11 protein-coding genes are annotated in these 18,658 nt (G+C 59.4%); 10 read left to right on the top strand and 1 reads right to left on the bottom strand.

Annotated elements, in window-relative coordinates:
• Both mtaB and AC27KL_RS17355 read left to right on the top strand, forming a co-directional pair.
• Positions 1 to 1,338 carry a tRNA (N(6)-L-threonylcarbamoyladenosine(37)-C(2))-methylthiotransferase MtaB gene (gene mtaB, locus AC27KL_RS17360; protein ID WP_339324062.1) on the top strand — a complete coding sequence of 446 codons (1,338 nt, stop codon included), beginning with the start codon at positions 1 to 3 and terminating at the stop codon, positions 1,336 to 1,338.
• Positions 1,339 to 1,439: 101 nt separating this feature from the next.
• Positions 1,440 to 1,871, top strand: coding sequence for an NUDIX domain-containing protein (locus tag AC27KL_RS17355; protein WP_036712389.1), 432 nt, complete (start codon positions 1,440 to 1,442; stop codon positions 1,869 to 1,871).
• Positions 1,872 to 1,914: 43 nt separating this feature from the next.
• Here AC27KL_RS17355 and AC27KL_RS17350 read toward each other — a convergent pair whose 3' ends face one another.
• Positions 1,915 to 2,889: a Na/Pi cotransporter family protein gene (locus AC27KL_RS17350; protein WP_487170469.1), complete on the bottom strand. Its 975-nt coding sequence runs from the start codon at positions 2,887 to 2,889 to the stop codon at positions 1,915 to 1,917.
• 130 nt (positions 2,890 to 3,019) lie between these two features.
• Between AC27KL_RS17350 and AC27KL_RS17345 the strand changes: the two genes are divergently transcribed.
• The 8 genes from AC27KL_RS17345 (at position 3,020) to rpsU (ending at position 18,650) form a co-directional block, all read left to right on the top strand.
• Positions 3,020 to 4,390: a class I SAM-dependent rRNA methyltransferase gene (locus AC27KL_RS17345; protein WP_487170468.1), complete on the top strand. Its 1,371-nt coding sequence runs from the start codon at positions 3,020 to 3,022 to the stop codon at positions 4,388 to 4,390.
• Between the two features lie 321 nt (positions 4,391 to 4,711).
• Positions 4,712 to 8,221 carry a helicase-exonuclease AddAB subunit AddB gene (gene addB / locus AC27KL_RS17340; protein ID WP_487170467.1) on the top strand — a complete coding sequence of 1,170 codons (3,510 nt, stop codon included), beginning with the start codon at positions 4,712 to 4,714 and terminating at the stop codon, positions 8,219 to 8,221.
• On the top strand, positions 8,218 to 12,270 hold the full coding sequence (gene addA / locus AC27KL_RS17335; protein ID WP_487170466.1) for a helicase-exonuclease AddAB subunit AddA: 4,053 nt from the start codon (positions 8,218 to 8,220) through the stop codon (positions 12,268 to 12,270). The genes addB and addA overlap by 4 nt, the downstream gene beginning before the upstream one ends.
• Before the next feature lie 68 nt (positions 12,271 to 12,338).
• Positions 12,339 to 13,517 (top strand): exonuclease SbcCD subunit D, encoded by a 1,179-nt coding sequence (locus tag AC27KL_RS17330; RefSeq protein WP_487170465.1) that lies wholly within the window; start codon positions 12,339 to 12,341, stop codon positions 13,515 to 13,517.
• The gene (locus AC27KL_RS17325; RefSeq protein WP_487170464.1) at positions 13,514 to 16,927 is read left to right on the top strand and encodes an AAA family ATPase; all 3,414 of its coding nucleotides are present in this window, start codon (positions 13,514 to 13,516) and stop codon (positions 16,925 to 16,927) included. Before AC27KL_RS17330 ends, AC27KL_RS17325 begins: the two co-directional genes overlap by 4 nt.
• 257 nt (positions 16,928 to 17,184) lie before the next feature.
• The gene (locus tag AC27KL_RS17320; RefSeq protein ID WP_487170463.1) at positions 17,185 to 17,550 is read left to right on the top strand and encodes a hypothetical protein; all 366 of its coding nucleotides are present in this window, start codon (positions 17,185 to 17,187) and stop codon (positions 17,548 to 17,550) included.
• 314 nt (positions 17,551 to 17,864) lie between these two features.
• Positions 17,865 to 18,224 carry a histidine triad nucleotide-binding protein gene (locus AC27KL_RS17315; protein ID WP_487170462.1) on the top strand — a complete coding sequence of 120 codons (360 nt, stop codon included), beginning with the start codon at positions 17,865 to 17,867 and terminating at the stop codon, positions 18,222 to 18,224.
• A 252-nt stretch (positions 18,225 to 18,476) separates the two neighbouring features.
• Positions 18,477 to 18,650, top strand: coding sequence for a 30S ribosomal protein S21 (gene rpsU, locus AC27KL_RS17310; protein ID WP_036712328.1), 174 nt, complete (start codon positions 18,477 to 18,479; stop codon positions 18,648 to 18,650).
• Positions 18,651 to 18,658: the final 8 nt, after the last annotated feature.

Raw genomic sequence — 18,658 nt, 5'->3', positions numbered from 1 at the left:
ATGCCATCCGTTGCATTTTACACATTAGGTTGCAAAGTTAATTTTTACGACACGGAAGCCATCTGGCAGCTGTTCAAAAAAGAAGGCTACGAGCAGGTGGATTTCGAACAGACCGCAGACGTTTATTTGATCAATACATGCACCGTAACAAACACCGGTGACAAGAAGAGCCGGCAGATCATCCGCCGCGCCGTGCGCCGCAACCCCGAAGCGATCATCGCGGTAACGGGCTGCTACGCGCAAACGTCTCCGGCCGAAATTATGGATATTCCGGGCGTCGATCTCGTCATCGGCAACCAGGACCGCGACAAAATCATTCCGTTCGTGAATGAAATCCGCGAAAAACGCGAGCCGATCAACGCCGTGCGCAACATCATGAAAAACCGCGTGTTCGAGGACATGGACGTTCCGAGTTTTGCGGACCGGACCCGCGCTTTCCTGAAAATCCAGGACGGCTGCAACAATTTCTGCACGTTTTGCATCATTCCGTGGTCCCGCGGGCTGTCGCGCAGCCGGGATCCGAAAAGCATCATCACCCAGGCGCATCAGCTGGTCGAAGCGGGCTACAAAGAAATCGTGCTGACCGGCATTCATACGGGAGGTTTCGGCGACGACCTCGAAAACTACCGTTTGTCGGACCTGCTGTGGGATTTGGACAAGGTGGACGGGCTGGAGCGGATCCGCATCAGTTCGATCGAAGCCAGCCAAATCGACGACAACATGCTTGACGTGCTGAACCGCTCGTCCAAAATGTGCCGTCATCTGCATATCCCGCTGCAGGCGGGAGACGATACCGTTCTGAAACGGATGCGCCGGAAGTACACGACCGAGGAATTCTACAACAAAATGCAGATGATTCGCCAGGCGATGCCGGACGTCGGCATTACGACGGACGTCATCGTCGGTTTCCCGGGGGAAACGGATGAAATGTTCCGGAACGGTTACAATTTCATGAAGGCGATCAATTTCTCCGAGATGCACGTGTTCCCGTATTCCCAACGGAACGGCACGCCCGCTTCGCGGATGCAGGACCAAGTCGACGAGGAAATCAAACACGAGCGCGTGCGCGAGCTGATCAGCCTCTCGGAGAGCATGCAGCTCGCCTATGCGGAAAAATTCGTCGGCCAAGTGCTGGACGTCATTCCGGAAGGCTCGAAAGAATCGCATGGCCCGGGCAAAATGCACGGCTTCAGCGACAACTACCTGCAGCTTGTTTTTGACGGCTCCGAGGACCTTCAAGGCCAGATCTGCCGGGTGAAAGTCACCAAAGCAGGCGTGCATGAATGCGAAGGCCAGCTTGTCCGCGTTCTGGACGGAGCTACCGGCGCAGCGATGTAAACCAGAAATCAAATGGATTGAAAAACAAGGATTTCATTTCCGGTGCAAACAAGGAAGTGGAATCCTTGTTGCACTATGGCTTCGGCAAGGGAGGAATCGGGATGGCCAGAACGGAGATTTCGGCGGGCGGCGTCGTATACCGCTGCGAAGGAGACCGGCTGATGGTGCAGCTCATCACGGATCGTTACGGCAAAATTTCGCTCCCGAAAGGGAAAATGGAGCCCGGCGAGACCGTGGAGCAGACCGCGCTGCGGGAAATCGAAGAAGAAACGGGAATCAGGGGAGAAATCGTTGCTCCCGTGGATATCATTAAATATAAATACATTCACCCGGTCCATGGCGAAGTGGACAAGGAAGTCCATTATTATCTCGTCGAAGCCAAAAGCGGCACCTTGCGCCCGCAGGTGGAGGAAATCAGCGGCGTCTCCTGGTACGACCCGAAGGAAGCGTGGAGCAGGCAGGAACAAGGCGGTTACGACAACAACGACGTCATCGTCCGCAAGGCGCTCGCCCGCCTCGGCATTCAGGTCTAAAGGGCATCAAGGGCAGGCCGCCTTTTTGGAGGATCATCGGGGACTATCCGTGAAAACGGATTTTTTTCCACGCCGGCAAATAACATAACGGGAGCGCGGCGAGCGAACAAAGGATGTTGAACAGCGTTTGGGCATGGGCAATCTGGGCGCCGCTCTCGGCGGACAGCCAGGACACCGCAAGCTGCAGCTGCGGGATGAAGGGCATAAACAGCAGCGCGCCGCCCACGTTGAGCACGACATGCGTCCAGGCGACGAATTGGCCGGATTTCGTGCTTCCGACCGCGGCAATGACGGCCGTTACGCAAGTGCCTACGTTCGCGCCGAGCACGATGCCGATCCCGACGGCCACCGGGAGCGTTCCGGACGCCGCCAGCACGATCGCCAGGCCGATGACGGCAGCGCTGCTGTGCATAAGCGCGGTTAAAGCCGCGCCCGCAGCGAGGCTCCACCACAGGTTATGCGTGGATTGGGCGATAAACCATCCGAACAGCCCGGATGTTTCGAGGGAAGGCCCGATCATCTGCATGACGCGGATGCCGAGCATGACCATGGCAAAACCGGCGGCGGCCAGCGCCATCAGCTGTATCGGCTTAAAGCGCCCCGCTTTGCCGCTTTTCCCAAAAAGCCCGTACTCGTCGAACAGGACTGCAGCCGCCCACACGACGATGGAGACGCCAAGCAGCGGCAGCGCGATTTGGCCGATCTGCAGGCCGATCAGCTCGGTCGTGATGCATGTGCCGATATTGCTGCCGAGAATGATGCCCAGCGTCCGGTCGAATGATAGCAAGCCGGCATTGACGAGTCCCATCGTGAGCACGGTCACGGCCGTGCTGCTTTGGAGCACCGCCGTAATGCCGGTGCTGAACAGCATGCCTTTGAGCGGGGAGGCGGTCGCTTTTTGCAGGAAGGACGAAAGCAGCGGTCCGGCCCAGCTGCCCAGCGCGGCTTCCATCACTTTCATCCCGGCCAGGAAAATGATCAGCCCGTACACGACGGGGAAAATCATCGTATGAAACATGGGTAAGGTTCTCCTTTGCGAATTCTTGTCCATGTATAACGTATATGTCGCTGCTTGGACAACCATGACACGGGAGGCCGGGGAGCAAACCATTAGGATCAAGAAATAGACATGAGTAGGAGTGGACATGTTGGCAACTGTCGTTCTTCATAAAAACCGCAAGAAAAGGCTGGAGCAGGGTCATCCCTGGATTTTCAAAAACGAAATCGAGTCGGTTCAAGGCGATCCGCAGCCGGGGGACCTGGTCCAAGTCGTGAACCATCAAGGCCGTTATTTGGCGACCGGTTATTACAACCCGGCATCGCAGATTACCGTGCGCGCCGTCTCCTACCGCGAGATCGAAGCGATGGACGAGGACTTTTTCGCCGAGCGTTTTCTTGGCTGCCTGAAGCACCGGGAGCGCTTCCTGGACGAAGGAAATGCTTATCGCCTGGTGTATGGGGAGGCCGATTTCCTCCCGGGCCTCATCGTGGACCGGTTCGATGACGTGCTGGTCATTCAGCTCTTGACGCTGGGCATGGATATCCGGCGCAAGGAAATCGTCGGCGCCTTGGCTAAGGTGATGAACCCGCGCGGCATCTATGAACGGAGCGATGTACCGATCCGGGAGCTCGAAGGGCTGGAGCAGACGAAGGGGCCCCTTTACGGCGAATGCCCGAGATACGTTACGGTCCGGGAAAACGGGCTGCTGATCCGCGTCGATATCGAAGAAGGGCAAAAAACCGGCTACTTTTTCGACCAGCGGGAAAACCGCGCGGCCATCGAGCCGCTGATGACCGGCTGGGGCGAACGCAGCGGGATCGAGGTTCGGGAAGTCGAAGAAAACGGGCAACGGGTCCGGCGTCCGGTCAACAAAAGCGGCAAGGTCGTCACGTTCCCTTTCTGGGACGGCGCGACGGTGCTGGAATGTTTTTCGCATACCGGCAGCTTTACGCTTCATGCCTGCAAATACGGGGCCAAAAAAGTGACCTGCCTGGACATCTCCCAGCATGCGATCGACAGCGCGCGGGAAAACGTGGAGCTGAACGGCTTCGGCGACCGCGTGGAGTTCGTCGTGGATGACGCGTTCCAGTATCTTCGGTCGCAGGTCAAAGGGCTGGAGGAAAGGCAGATCCGTTCCGCCGGCGCAGGGAAGATCGACACCTCGCAAAAAATGACCGCGGGGGGCGGCAGAACATGGGACGTCGTCATTTTGGACCCGCCAGCCTTCGCGAAAACGAAAAGCGCCGTTAAAGGCGCCTGCAGAGGATACAAGGACATCAACCTGCACGGCATGAAGCTGGTGAACGAAGGCGGGTACCTGGTCACGGCAAGCTGCTCGTACCATATGCGCCCAGATTTGTTCCTGGAAACGATCCGGGAGGCTGCGGCCGATGCAGGGAAAATTCTGCGTTTGATCGAATGGCGCGCCGCCGGGAAAGACCATCCGCAAATTTTGGGCGTCGATGAAGGGCACTACCTGAAGTTTGCGATTTTCGAAGTGAGAAGCAAAACCTTTTAATCGGGAAGATACCGGACTGCCGCTTTGAATCCGAGAGGATTCGGCGGCGGTTCTTTCTTTTTTTGCAAGAAAATAGGAGATTCGAAAAAATGCGGCTTGCAGCGCCTTTTTGCAAATACTGGACGTTCAACCCTGGCGGAAATTTAGTGGTAAAATAGGAGAAGCGCTCTGGACGGCAGAGCTAACGGCTGCAGGGCTACCCGACGTAGATGTGATTATTGCAAACATACGTTCTATTTTGTGCTGTGTATGATATACTGGAAGGTAGATTTGGAGCAAAATCCATAGTTTTTTATTTTACATAGATGAAGGGGGAGGAACATGCCGGTTCATTTTCTGATCGGACGATCGGGCAGCGGCAAAACGACGGCCATATTGGATCAAATTTCCGCCAAACTGGAGGCCGAGCCGCAAGGGGATGCGATCATTTTGCTCGTTCCGGAGCAGGGTTCGTTCCAGGCCGAACACGGGCTGGTTACGTCGGGGCGGATCAAGGGGAGCGTCAGGGCCCAAGTGCTCAGCTTCCGCCGCCTCGCGTACCGCGTCATGCAGGAGACCGGGGGAACGGCGCGCGTCGGCATCAGCGACGAAGGCAAAAAAATGCTGCTGTACAAAATCATACAGCGCCGCAAGGACGAGCTGAAACTGTTTGGGGCCTCAGGCGAGCAGCTCGGGTTCGTCGGCAAGCTCGGCGACGTGTATACCGAGATGAAGCGGTATTGCGTCGATGCGTCCGCCGTCGGGCAGCTGCTGGAGCAACTGCCGCCGCAAGGCGTCACGCCGATCCTTCGCAGCAAGCTTGAAGATTTGTGGACGGTATACAAAGATTTCGAGCAGGAAATGTCACCGCTGTATATCGACGAGGAAGACAATTTGATCCGTTTGACCGAAGCGGTGAAGGACTCCGCCTATTTGCGCGGAGCGGAAATATGGATCGACGGGTTCCACGGCTTTACTCCGCAGGAGCTTTTGGCGGTCGGCCAGTTGATGCTTCATGCCCGGTCCGTCACCGTTTCCTTGACGCTGGACAAACCTTACGACGGCGCGCGGATGCCGCATGAGCTCGATTTGTTCCATCCGACCGCCACGACCTATGTCAAGCTGAGGGGCATGGCGGAAGAATTGGGCCTGGACATCTACGATACGGTGCTGGCTCCGCCCGTGCCGCCGCGTTTCGCGGAAAGTCCGATGCTTGCCCATTTGGAGCGGGGGTACGATCGACGCCTTCGCTACGAGGCGAACGCCGGCCTTCGCTGCGAAGCGATTTCGATCCATCCCGCCACCAGCCGGCGGGCGGAGGTCGAAGGAGCGCTGCGGGAGATGCTTCGGCTGTCGCGCGAGGAAGGCGTACGCTTCCGCGAAATGGCCGTGTTCGTGCGCAATCTCGCGGATTACGAGCATCTCGTCATGCCGCTTTTCCACGATTACGGCGTTCCGGTTTTCCTTGACCAGAAAAGGAGCGAGCTTCACCATCCCCTTGCCGAGTTCATTCGCGCCGCGCTGGATGTGGTCCGGCGGTTCTGGAGGCATGAGGACGTATTCCGCTGCGTCAAAAGCGACCTGCTTCTCCCGCTTGACGGGTCGCTGACGCGCGAAGACATGGACCGCTTCGAAAACTATGCGCTCGCTTGCGGGTTTCAGGGCTACCGCTGGACGGACGGACGGCCGCTCAAGGCGGTCCCGAGCCTGTCGCTGGAGGAAGGGGGATCTGCGGGGCAGAAGACGGCCGAAGAGACGCTTGAGCTGATGGAACGCTGCCGGGCGGCGGTAACCGGGCCGCTGGCTGCTTTCGAGAAACGGATGAAACGCGCCAAAACGGCACGGGAGATGTGCACGGCCGTTTACGGGCTGCTTGAAGACGCGGGCGTTCCCCAGAAATTGGACGCGTGGAACCGCGAAGCGCTGCTCGGCGGCCGTCCGGAAGCGGCCAGGGAGCATCGGCAGCTTTGGGGCGAGGTGCTGGATTTGCTGGATCAGATCGTCGAGATGATGGGGCCGGAAAAAATGGCGTTCGACCTGTTCGCGGGCATGCTGGAGACCGGGCTCAGCGAGCTGAAGCTTGGACTCGTGCCCCCTTCGCTTGATCAGGTGCTCGTGGGAACGATGGACCGGACCCGCACGAGCGGCGTCAAATACGCTTTTTTGCTCGGGGTGAACGACGGGGTCATTCCGGCGGTGTTCCAGGAGGACGGCGTCCTTACCGAACAGGAACGGTCCGTGCTTGCGGATGCGGGCATGGAACTGGCCCCCGGCATTTCGCGCCGGCTGCTGGATGAACGCTTCCTGATCTATAACGCTTTGACTTCCGCCAGCCGGCATGTCTGGATCAGTTATCCGGCGGCGGACGACGAAGGGAAGGAGCTGCTTCCTTCGGAAGTCGTCCGCCATTTGGCGAAAATGTTTCCGGGGCTTCAGGCACGGCCGCTTTTGGCCCAGCCGGGAGCGGAACAGCCCGCTTCGGAGCACGAAGCCTTCATCGAACATCCCCGTCAGACGCTGAAGCATCTGATCGTGCAGCTGCGGCGGTGGAAACAGGGCATGAACATCCCGGAGATATGGTGGAACGCCTACAACTGGTATTTAACCGATCCGCAATGGCGCGGACCGCTCGACATGCTGCTCCGTTCGCTGTTTTACCGCAACGGCGCGAAGCCGCTTTCGGCCGGCACCAGCCGCCGGCTGTACGGCAGAAAGGTCCGCACGAGCGTGTCGCGGATGGAGAGGTTCGTGGCGTGCCCGTTTTCGCATTTTGCCTCCCATGGTCTAAAGCTGAGGGAGCGCCAGCTGTACCGGCTGAAGGCGCCGGACATCGGTCAGCTTTTTCATGCCGCGCTAAGCGAAATGGCCGTTCGGCTGAAGGAGCAGAACCGCAGCTGGGGAAGCCTGACGGCGGAGGAATGCCGAAGGGAAGCGGAACTGACGGTGGAACGGCTCGCTCCGATGCTTCAGGGCGAAATTTTGCTCAGCTCAAAGCGCTACGGCTACATTTCAAGAAAGCTGAAAAACATCGTCGGCAGAGCTTCGGTCATTTTGGGCGAGCATGCCCGCCGCGGCAGCTTCGAGCCCGTGGGGCTGGAGCTTGATTTCGGGCCGGGGAAACCGCTGCCGCCGCTGACCTTCAAGCTGGAGAACGGTTCCGTGATGGAAGTCGTCGGCCGAATCGACCGCGTGGACCTGGCCCATGGGGAAAACGGGCTTTTGCTGCGGGTCATCGACTACAAATCCGGGCATAAGGACCTGAAGCTGCATGAAGTGTACTACGGACTTGCGCTGCAAATGCTGACGTATTTGGACGTGCTGCTGACCTATGCGGAGCAGTGGCTCGGGAGCAAGGCGCTGCCGGCAGGGACGCTGTATTTTCACGTGCATGACCCGATCCTGCAGTCGGCCAACGGCATGACGATGGAACAGGCGGCGGAAGAGCTCCTGAAACGGTTCAAAATGAAAGGGCTGCTGCTTGCCGACAGGGAGACGGTATCCTTGATGGACGCTTCCTTGGACAAGGGGCATTCGTCCATTCTGCCGGTGGCCGTCAAAGCGGACGGCAGCTTCTACAGCAGCGCTTCCGTGGCAACGCCGGAGCAGTGGGACGACTTGCTGGCTTCGGTCCGCCGCAGCATCGAAAGCATCGGAACGAGGATTACGGAGGGCGACGTGAAGATCGAACCGTACCGCATCCAGCAGGAAACCGCCTGCACGTTTTGCCCGTTCAAGCCGGTATGCCAATTTGACGAGACCATCGAAGGCAACCACTACCATCTGCTGGGCAAACCGGATAAAACGCAGGTATGGGAACTGTTGTCCGAGCATAAAGGAGGAGAAACGTCTTGAGCTTAAAACCGAAACCCGAAGGCAGCATATGGAGCGACGACCAATGGAAGGCGATCGCCGAAACGGGCGACGACATCCTTGTGGCCGCTGCGGCCGGTTCCGGCAAAACCGCCGTGCTTGTGGAACGGATCATCCGTAAAATAACGGACGAGGAGCAGGGATTCAGCGTGGACCGCCTGCTCGTGGCAACCTTCACGAAGGCGGCGGCCGCGGAGATGCGGGATCGGATTCGCGAAGCGCTGGACAAGGAGCTGGAGAAGGAGCCGGACAACGTGCATTTGCGCCGTCAGCTTTCCCTTCTGGGCCGGGCGTCGATCACGACGCTCCACTCCTTTTGCCTCGAGGTCATCCGGCGTTACTACCAGATGATTCCCTTGGACCCGAATTTCCGGATCATCAACGAAAACGAAGCGGAGCTGATGCGCCAGGAGCTGCTCGAGGAGCTTTTCGAGGAAAAATACGGCGAGGAAGCGGACGGCAGCGATTTTATCCGTCTGGTGGATTGGTTCAGCGGGGAGCGCAGCGACGACGCGATGCATCTGCTGGTGCAAAAGCTCTACGACTTTTCCCGCAGCCATGCCTGGCCGGATCAGTGGCTGCGAAGCATGGCCGAAGCCTTTGCGGTTCGGGATGCCGCCAGCCTCGGAGAAACCGCCTGGGTGCGCAGCATTTTGCAGGATGCCCGCCTGGCGCTGGCCGGGGCGGAAGGCCTCCTGCGGCAAGCGCGCGGACTGGCGTTGGCTCCCGGAGGACCGGCCCCGTACGCGGATAACCTGGACGCCGATCTGGACATGGTCCGCGGCCTGCAAGAAGCGTTGGATCATCGTCCTTGGGAAGAACTGTACGGGGTATTTCAGGGCATTTCCTTCGGCAAGCTGAAAAGTGTGCGCAAGGACGATACCGATCCCCGGCTGCAGGAGCGCGTGAAGGAACTGCGGGATACCGTCAAAAAAACGCTGACCGATCTGCGGGGCGCGTTGTTTGGCCGCCCGGCCGAATCCTTTTTGGCGGAAATGAACGAAGCGGCCCCGCTGATGCGGGAGCTCGCGGAGCTTGTGATTCAGTTCGGCAACCGGTTCGAAGCGGAAAAACGGAAGCGGGGGGCCGTGGATTTCAGCGATCTGGAGCACTATTGCCTGCGGATTTTGCTGCATCCGGATTCGACGCCGGAGCGTCCGATGCCTTCCGATGCGGCCGTTGAATACCGCGAGCAGTTTGACGAAGTGCTGCTTGACGAATATCAGGATACCAACAGCGTGCAGGAGACGATCGTCGGGCTGATTTCAAGGGAACGGCCGGGAAACCGATTTATGGTCGGCGACGTGAAGCAGAGCATCTACCGGTTCCGGTTGGCCGAGCCGGGGCTGTTCCTGGACAAATACCGAAGCTACGGCAGCGAGGGCGGAAGCGGAATCCGCATCGACCTGGCGCGGAACTTCCGCAGCCGGATGGAAGTGGTTGACGCGGTCAACGTCATCTTCCGCCAAATCATGAACGAAACCGTGGCCGAGATCGGCTACGACGAGCGGGCCGAGCTTGTGTACGGGGCTTCGTTTCCCGAGCCGGAGGAAACAGCGGCGGATCCGTATGCGCCCGAGCTTCTGCTGATCGACCGTGCCGGCAGCGGGCCGTCCGAGCCGGAAGAGGCGCAGGCCGGCGAGCAGGACGGGGTGATGCAGGAAAGCGAAGTGCTGGAAATGGAGACGGCTCAGCTTGAAGCAAGGGCCATCGCCAAAAAGATCAGGCAGCTGATGGGGGACACGTCCGCCAAGCCGCTGCTCGTTTACGACAAATGCCTTAAAGAAATGCGGCCGGTACGTTACGGCGATATGGTCATCCTTTTGCGTTCCGCCTATATTTGGGGGCCGCTGATGATGGAGGAGCTGAAGCAGCTCGGGATTCCCGCCGACGGCGAGCAGGCCCGCGGTTATTTTCAGGCGACGGAAGTGGAAGTGATGTTGTCCCTTCTGCAGGTCATCGACAATCCCATGCAGGATATTCCGCTCGCCGGCGTACTCCGTTCCCCGATCGTCGGCTTGACGGAGGAAGAACTTGCGCAGATCCGGCTGGTTCGAGGCGGATCGTTCTACGATGCGCTGATGGCGGCCGCTTGGCCCGGTACGGCGTCCGCGGGAGACGAGGCCCGTCGGGAGCTCCTGCTTGCGGAAGCGGAGGCCGCGGCATCCTCGGAAGCCGTGCCTTTCCCTGCGGACCGTGCGGCGGCCAAGGGGGACGCCGGGGCGATCGGGGCCGAAGCCGATGACGGCATCCCGGATGCTTTGCGGCAAAAAATCCAAGGGTTCGCGGAGCAGCTGCAAAACTGGCGCGACGCCGCGCGCAGAATCAGCCTCGGGGATTTGATCTGGCAGGTATACCGGGAGACCGGATATCTCGATTGGGTCGGGGGACTCCCGGGAGGCGCCGAGCGCCAGAACAACCTGAAAGCATTGCACGACCGGGCCGTCCAATTCGAACAGACGACGGCATCCCGGGGATTGTTCCGGTTCCTGACCTTCGTGTCCCGGCTGCGCGACCGGGGAGGCGACCTCGGCGGCGGCAGCGGCACCGAGCAGCGGGACAACGCCGTACGGATCATGACGATCCACAAAAGCAAAGGGCTCGAGTTTCCCGTCGTGTTTCTGGCCGGCATGTCCAAAACCTTCAACCAACAGGATTTGAACGCTCCGTTCCTGATGCATAAGGAACTGGGTTTCGGTCCCAAATTCGTGGACGAGGAGAAGCGGGTCAGCTTCCCGACGCTCCCGAACCTCGCGATCCGCCGCCGCTCCCAACTGGAGCTGCTGGCGGAGGAAATGCGCGTGCTGTATGTCGGGCTGACGCGCCCGAAGGAGAAGCTGTACCTGATCGGGACGATCAAGGACGTCGGCAAAAAGGCGTCATCCTGGGCCCAGGTGCTTGAGCAGCCCGAATATACGCTTCCGGATTATTTGCTCGCCAGAGGGCGAAGCTACATCGACTGGGTGGGTCCGGCGCTCATCAGGCATCCGGGAGCCGGCAAGCTTCGGGAGCTGGCGGAAACGGACGCCGCTCCCCCGCCGGTCCTCGCTTCCGATCCCTCCAGGTGGAGCGTATCGGTGCTTTCTGCGGACGAGCTTTCGCTGGCGTCGCTCGGCGGCTGGGAAGAGGAGGAGGCGTCCTCTCCCGAAAGGAAACTGCGGCTGCAAGCCATGATGGAACGCCGGCCGGTGGAAGCCGCGGAGAGCGGGGAGGCCCGCGGCGAGTCCTGGGTATCGGAACGTTTGACCTGGCGGTATCCTTATGAAACCGTGACCCGGCTGTCCGCCAAAACCTCGGTGTCCGAAATGAAGAAGCTGCTGACGCTGCAGGACCAGCCGTCCGAAAATTGGATGGAGGACGAGATGCTTCGCCGGGAAATCTCGGCCGGTCCGGAACTTACTGCGGCAGCCACGCTTCCGCTCAGGCGGCCGAAATTCATGGAACAAACGGCGCTGACGCCGGCCGAGCGCGGCACGGTGTACCATACGCTGATGCAGCATATACCGCTGGACCGGGGCCATGTCGACGCCGAGGCCGTCCGGGAAACCGTGAGCCGTCTGGTCGAACGCGAGCTGCTGACGCGCGAGCAGGCGGAGGTTATCCGGCCGGAAGAAGCGGGCATGTTTTTTGCCACGGAGGTCGGAAAGCGGCTGCTGGCCGCCGAATGGACGGCCCGGGAAATGCCGTTCAGCTACGGCATGCCCGCGGAGGAAGCCCATCAAGGACTGTTCTCGCAGCAGGCGGGCCTGCACCCGGATGAGCCCGACTTGTTCGAGGCCTCCGCTTTAAACGGAGAAATGGTGCTGATCCAAGGCGTGGTCGATTGCCTGTTCCGCCATGACGGCAAGCTGGTGCTGGTCGATTATAAAACGGACAGGGTGCTCGAGCATCGCGGGGGAATCGACGGGCTCACCGAACGGTATCGATTCCAGCTGAACCTGTACGCCAGGGCGCTGGAAGACATTTTGCACGAGGAAATCGCCGAGAAATGGCTGTACTTTTTTGACGGCGGACATGCCGTCCGCTTGTAGGATCAAGTTTGCGCATGCCCAATTTGATAGATATCAAGTTTTGCACATGGGAAAGGGGAGAACGCCGCATGCGGATACTGCATACCGGGGACTGGCATTTCGGAAAAACGCTCGAAGGCCGCAGCAGGCTGAAGGAGCAGGAGAATTTCGTGGACGAGCTTGTCCGCATCGCCGATTGGCAGCAGGCGGATTTGATCTTGATGGCGGGAGACGTCTACGATTCCGTCAATCCGCCCGCGGCCGCGGAGCAGCTTTTTTACGAGGCTTGCGCGAAGCTGACGGCAAACGGGCGGCCTTTGGTCGTCATCTCCGGGAATCACGACCAGCCTGAACGCGTTTCTTCGGTTTCGCCTTTGGTGGCGCGCCAGGGGATTACGCTGATCGGGCTGCCCGTGGCCGAGGCGGTGACGGTGGGCGTTTCCCGGACGGGGGAACTCGCCAAAATCGCCGCGCTGCCTTATCCTTCCGAAGCCAGGCTGAACGAACTGCTTTCGGCGGAAGGCGGGGAAGAAGAGCTGCGCAAGGCGTACAGCGCCCGCGTAGGCACGCTCATGAAGAAGCTTGCCGGGCAGTTTACGCCCGAAACCGTCAATCTGGCCATGAGCCACATCTACGTGCTGGGCGGCTTGGAATGCGATTCCGAACGCCCGATCCAGGTAGGCGGCGCGTATACGGTCGACCCGTCGGCTTTGTCGATCGGGGCCCAGTACACGGCGCTCGGGCATCTTCACCGCCCGCAGGCGGTGAAAGGGGAGGGCATCATCCGGTACAGCGGTTCTCCGCTTGCTTACAGCTTTTCGGAAGCGGGCCAGGCCAAGTCGGTCATGATGATCGATGTTGCGCCCGGAGGCGCGCCTGCGCTGGAGGAGGTGCATTTGTCCTGCGGCCGCCCGCTTGTGCGCTGGAAAGCCAAGGGTGGGCTCGAAGAAGTGCACCGGTGGCTGGATGAAGGCAGGGATGCCGACGCTTTTATCGATCTTGAAATATCCCTTAACGAGTCGTTGTCGCTTGGAGAGATCCAGCGCCTGCGCCGAAGCCGGGACGGCTTCGTACATATCCGTCCGATTTATCCGGAAATGGAGCGGGAAGAGCTTCGGCAGGAACGTTCCGGGCTCCCGGTGTCCGAGCTGTTCCGCAGGTTTTACCAGCGGCAGACCGGCGGGGCCGAGCCGGAGGACGAATTGGTGCAGCTGTTTCTCGAGCTCGTGGCAGAGGACGGGAACGCGAAGGAAGGTGAGGCCGAATGAAGCCGATTCAATTGAAGCTGTCCGGGCTGCAGAGTTACAGGGAGATGCAGCAGATCGATTTCGAGGATTTATGCGACATGGGGCTGTTCGGCATCTTCGGGCCGACGGGAAGCGGCAAATCCACGCTGCTTGACGCGATGACCCTAGCCCTGTACGGCAAAGTCGAACGGGCGGCGAACGGGACGCAGGGGATCATGAACCATTCGGAGGATTCCCTGTTCGTCTCCTTTTGTTTCGAACTTGCTTCCGCCGAAGGCAAGCGGCGCTTCCGGGTCGAACGCAGGTTCAAAAGGACGGGCGACCTTTCCGTCAGCAACACGCTCAGCAGGTTTATCGAGGTCACGGAGGAAGGCGAGCATGTCATTGCCGACAAATTAGCCGAAGTCACGCGCTGCGTGGAAGAGAGAATCGGACTGAAAATGGACGATTTCACGCGGGCCGTCGTGCTGCCGCAGGGCAAATTCGCGGAGTTTCTTTCCTTGAAAGGCAGCGAACGCCGGCAAATGCTGCAGCGGCTTTTTCATCTGGAGCAGTACGGAGACCAGCTGGGCATGAAGCTGAGCCGCCGGATCAAGGAAAACGACGGCGCGCTGAAAGCCGTGGAAGCGGAGCAGCAGGGGCTTGGCGAAGCGGGGGAAGAAGCCCTTCAAGCGGCGGAAGACCGTTTGGGCGAGGCCGTAAGGCATGCGGGAGCGACCCGGAATAAACTTCAGGAGCTGAACGCGGAAGCCGAAAAAAAAGGGAAAATCCGCGAGCGTCAGCTCGAAAAAGAACGGAAGCAGGCCAAGTTGGAGCAATTGCAGGCTCTGGAACCGGAAATGCAGCGGCTCGAACAAAAGCTGGCGAAATCGGCCGCGTCGACGTCCATGATGCCGTCGCTTGCTTTATGGAGGGAAAGCCTGCAGGATTGGAAGCAAAAAGAGGCGCTTGCGGCGGAGCTGGAAAGGGCGGCCGCCGAAGCGCAGCGGGAAGCGGAACAGGCCGGCGCATCCGACGATGCGGCCCAGCAAGCGCTGGCAGCCGGGGAACCGAAGCTGCTGCAGCGGAAGGAACAACTGGAGCAGGCGGTTCTGCTTCAGAAGGAAAGGGACGAAATCAAGTCGCTGTACGAGCGGCTCCATCGCCAGCGGAAGGAAGCGCAGGACGGAATGCTGGAGCTCCGCCAGCTGCTAGCCAAGGAGCAGGAGCTGCTCAAACGGGGCGAACAGAAGCAGGCGGATCTCCAGGAAAAGCTGGTCGAATTGGAAGTGACCGCCCAAGAACGCTCCTTGCTGCATAAGGCGCTGGAGCTCCGGCAATTGCTCCGTTCCGCCGAAGACCGGTTGATGAAAGCCCGCCGTGAATGCGGGGATCAGCAAACTAAGGCGGCATCGGCAAACGAGCAGCGGCGTCAGGCGGAACGCGAGCTCGTTATGCTGCAGGAGCGCGAACGGCAGTTGTCTGCCGGCATGTCCTCGCTGCTGTCGCAGGCGGAGCAAGCGAGCCGGCAGACGGAGCAATCGCTGCGCGATGCGGAACATGCCGAGCTTCGGCTCCGGGAGGAGCTGAAGCATCGCCAGCTCCGAAGCCTGTCGGCCGCGCTCGCGGCGGAATTGCATGATGGACGGCCCTGCCCGGTATGCGGTTCCTTGGAGCATCCGGCGCCCGTTTTGGCGGAGGACGCCGATGCTGCACAAGAAGAGCATTCGCTCCGGCTGCTTCAAGAAGCAAAAAGCCGGCTGCAGGAGGTAAGGTATGCCCTGCGGCAGCTGATCCACGAAGTTTCAGGCCTTCCGGGCGCTTCCGCCAATACTCTTGAGGGCTCCGTTACGGCTCAGGCCGCGGCTGCCAAGGAAGAGGAGACGGCTCAAGCCGGAGATGATTTCGCCGCCGTTACCGCTTGGCCCGAGCGCGCAGACGAACTGGAACGTGCGCGGGAATCGCTTGCCGCGGCGCTGCTCCGCGTAAAACAAGAGACGTCCGAGCTTAGCGAAAAACGCGAAACGCTGCGCCAGCAAACGCTGAAGCAAGAAGCCGCGGCCGAAGCGGACGCCGCCTTGCTGAAGCGGCTGGAAGACAACGTGAACCAGCTGTCGGACGAGATCGGCGAGCTGAACGCAAGATGGTCGGAGGAGCTGCCGGAGCTGCCGATCGGCGAGGTCGAAAGCCGTTGGTCGCTTCTGCAGCAGAAAGACCGCGAGGCGGAGGACGTGAAAGAGCGCCTGCGCCGCAGCGTGCCGTTCCTCGACGAGAAAAAGCAGGCGGTCCAGTCGCTCGAACGGAATTTGCTTGAGGCCGAGAAGCGGCATATTCAGCTCGATGCCGAGCTCCGGGGCAAGGAGGAGCTGCTCGCGGAAAAAGAGGAGCGCCTTCAAGCCTGGATCGGAGACCGCCGGGCCGAAGCCCTTTTGGAGGCCTGCCTGGGCGAACTGAAAGCTTTGCGGGAAACGGCTGCCGAGGCAAAGCGGCTGAGACAATCGGCAGAGCAGGCGAAACACGAAAGCGCAAAGGCTTTTGCCATGGCGAAGCAGGCCGCGGAATCGGCCGCGGCGCATCATGAAGCTGCCGGGCGGCGCTGGGAAGCGCTGCTGCAGGATTCCCCGTTCGCCACGGCGGCCGAAGTGGAAGAGTCTTACCTCTCTCCTTCGGAGGCCGATGAGCTTGCCGCGAAGGTAAAGCAGCATCGGGACGGAGAACGCGATTTGCTGGCGGCGATCCGCCATATCGAAGAGCAGCTGGCGGGCAGCTCCTTGACGGAAGAAGAGTGGCTGCAGGTGAGCGGCGAGCTCGCGGCAGCCCGGGAGGCCGACGAAGAGGCCCTTCGGATGAAGGCGCGGGCCGAGCGCGATCTGGAGGACGTCAAAAAGCGTCACCTCCGTTGGACGGAGCTCGAAAAGCTGCGCATGCAGCGCCAACATGAGGCCGAAAAGCTTGGCAAACTGCAATCCTGCCTGCGCGGCAACGCTTTTGTCGAATATATCGCCGAGGAGCAGCTGATGCAGGTCAGCCAGTCCGCATCCCAGCGCTTGGCGTTTTTGACCAAGCAGCGGTACGCGCTTGAAGTCGATTCCGGCGGAGGTTTCCTGATCCGGGACGACGCGAACGGAGGCGTCCGCAGGCCGGTATCCACGTTATCGGGAGGCGAGACCTTCCTGACGTCGTTGTCGCTGGCTCTGGCCTTGTCGGCCCAAATCCAGCTTCGCGGCCAATATCCGCTTCAATTCTTTTTCCTGGACGAAGGTTTCGGCACGTTGGACCCGGATCTGCTCGAGACGGTCATTACGTCGCTGGAGCGGCTGCATAACGACCATCTTTCCGTGGGCGTCATCAGCCACGTTCCGGAGCTGCGGGCCCGCCTTCCGCGCAAGCTTGTGGTCATCCCGGCCGACCAGGCCGGCGGAGGCTCCAGAATTGCCCTGGAGCAGCTGTAGTGATCCATTTCACAGCGGCTCCTGCGAATGGCTGCTAATATCGGTTATGGACAAGCCGACCTTCTCTTTTTCCTGGAAGCCCCTTTCCGGATTCGCGCGAATCGTTTGCTCCGGCACACGGACGAGATTCCGCATGTTTTCGGTGCGGGGTTTCTTTTTTTTATTTTTTTGGTTGTCCGCTATTCATAGGCAGTAGCCGTTCGCCCAGTCGTGAATATGATGATCCTGTAAATCGCTGACTGGGGAGGATCATGAAAGTGGAGAAACTTGAGGCCAAAGAAGTATGCAAAAAACATATGTACCGGTATGTCAGAGCCACGATGTCGGACGGAAGCGTCCACGACGGTTTTATCGAGCATGTGGACGAAGAAAAGGTGTACCTTGCGGTTCCGATCGGCCATGAAAACATGCCTTACCATCATGGATATGCGAGTCCTTACGCGGACTGCTGGGATCCCTGTTACCGTGTTCCCGAACAGGAAGCCCGGGCGTTCTTCCCGTATTTTCCCTATGGCTATGGCTTCGGATATCCTTTCTATGGTTATCCGTTCGGACGCCGTTTTCGGCGCCTGGCATTGCCGCTATTCGGCCTGACCGCGCTTTCCCTGCTGCCGTTTTTTTGAGAATAGACAGGGGGGCTAAGCCCCAAGAATACATCCGGATAGCTCAAGTCAAAATGCCTTGCTTCAAGGGGCCGGGTTTTAAAGCAGGTGCTTGGACGGATGCTTCATGTCGGACGACGATCCGAAATGCTGCAGTCAAAAGGAACGCGGAAAGCCCTCCATCATGGAGGGCTTTTTTGGCAGGCATCGGCAGCAGGGAATCGCGCGGAACCTGCCGGGCCGAAGGCGGCATTTTTTGCCTGCGATGGACGGGTTCCCCCAAAATCCGGTATGATAGGAGTAAATCAAACAATACATATCGGAGGCGAAAAACGATGGACTGTCTCTTTTGCAAAATCGTCGAAGGCAGCATTCCTTCCCAAAAGGTTTTTGAAAACGAAAAAATTTTGGCGTTCAAGGACATTCAACCCGCGGCGCCCGTGCATGTGCTCATCATTCCGAAAAAACATATCGCGACGATGAACGACGTGGCGGAGGAAGACCTTCCGCTGGTCGCCGAAATGCACAAGGCGGCGCAGCAGATCGCCAAGGAGCTCGGCGTGGCGGACACCGGCTACCGTCTCATCAACAACTGCGGGCCGGACAGCGGACAAGCGGTGTACCACATCCATTACCATCTGCTCGGAGGGGCCAAATTGGGCGCTTTGACAGGGATTTCGGACTCGCACGCCTAAACGGAATGTTTCTTGAACCGTCCGGCAGGCTGACCCCAAATGGAGGTTCGGCTTCGGCCGGACCGGGCCGTTTTTTTGTTGCGGGGGAAATGCCCGGCTGCCTGCGGTTGCGGATGGATGAAAGCGGCGTGAAAGGGTTTTTCTGAAAAAATGGGCGTCAAGGTTGACACCCTATTTCTATTTCACCTATAATTAAATTTGATGAACCGTGTTATTGCTCTTGGACGGTCTGGTCGGAGGGAGGGAAAACTGGTGTCTGAAACTAAAGTTCGCAAAAACGAGTCTATTGATGCTGCACTTCGCCGCTTTAAGCGTTCCATCGCTAAGGATGGTGTATTGGCTGAGGTGAAGAAACGCAAGCATTATGAGAAGCCAAGCGTAAAGCGCAAGAAAAAGTCCGAGGCTGCTCGTAAGAGAAAGTTTTAGGAGGAACT

Source organism: Paenibacillus sp. YAE3, from assembly GCF_057546105.1.
The sequence above is the reverse complement of the archived record's forward strand: the minus strand, read 5'-3'. Positions and strand labels throughout refer to the sequence as shown.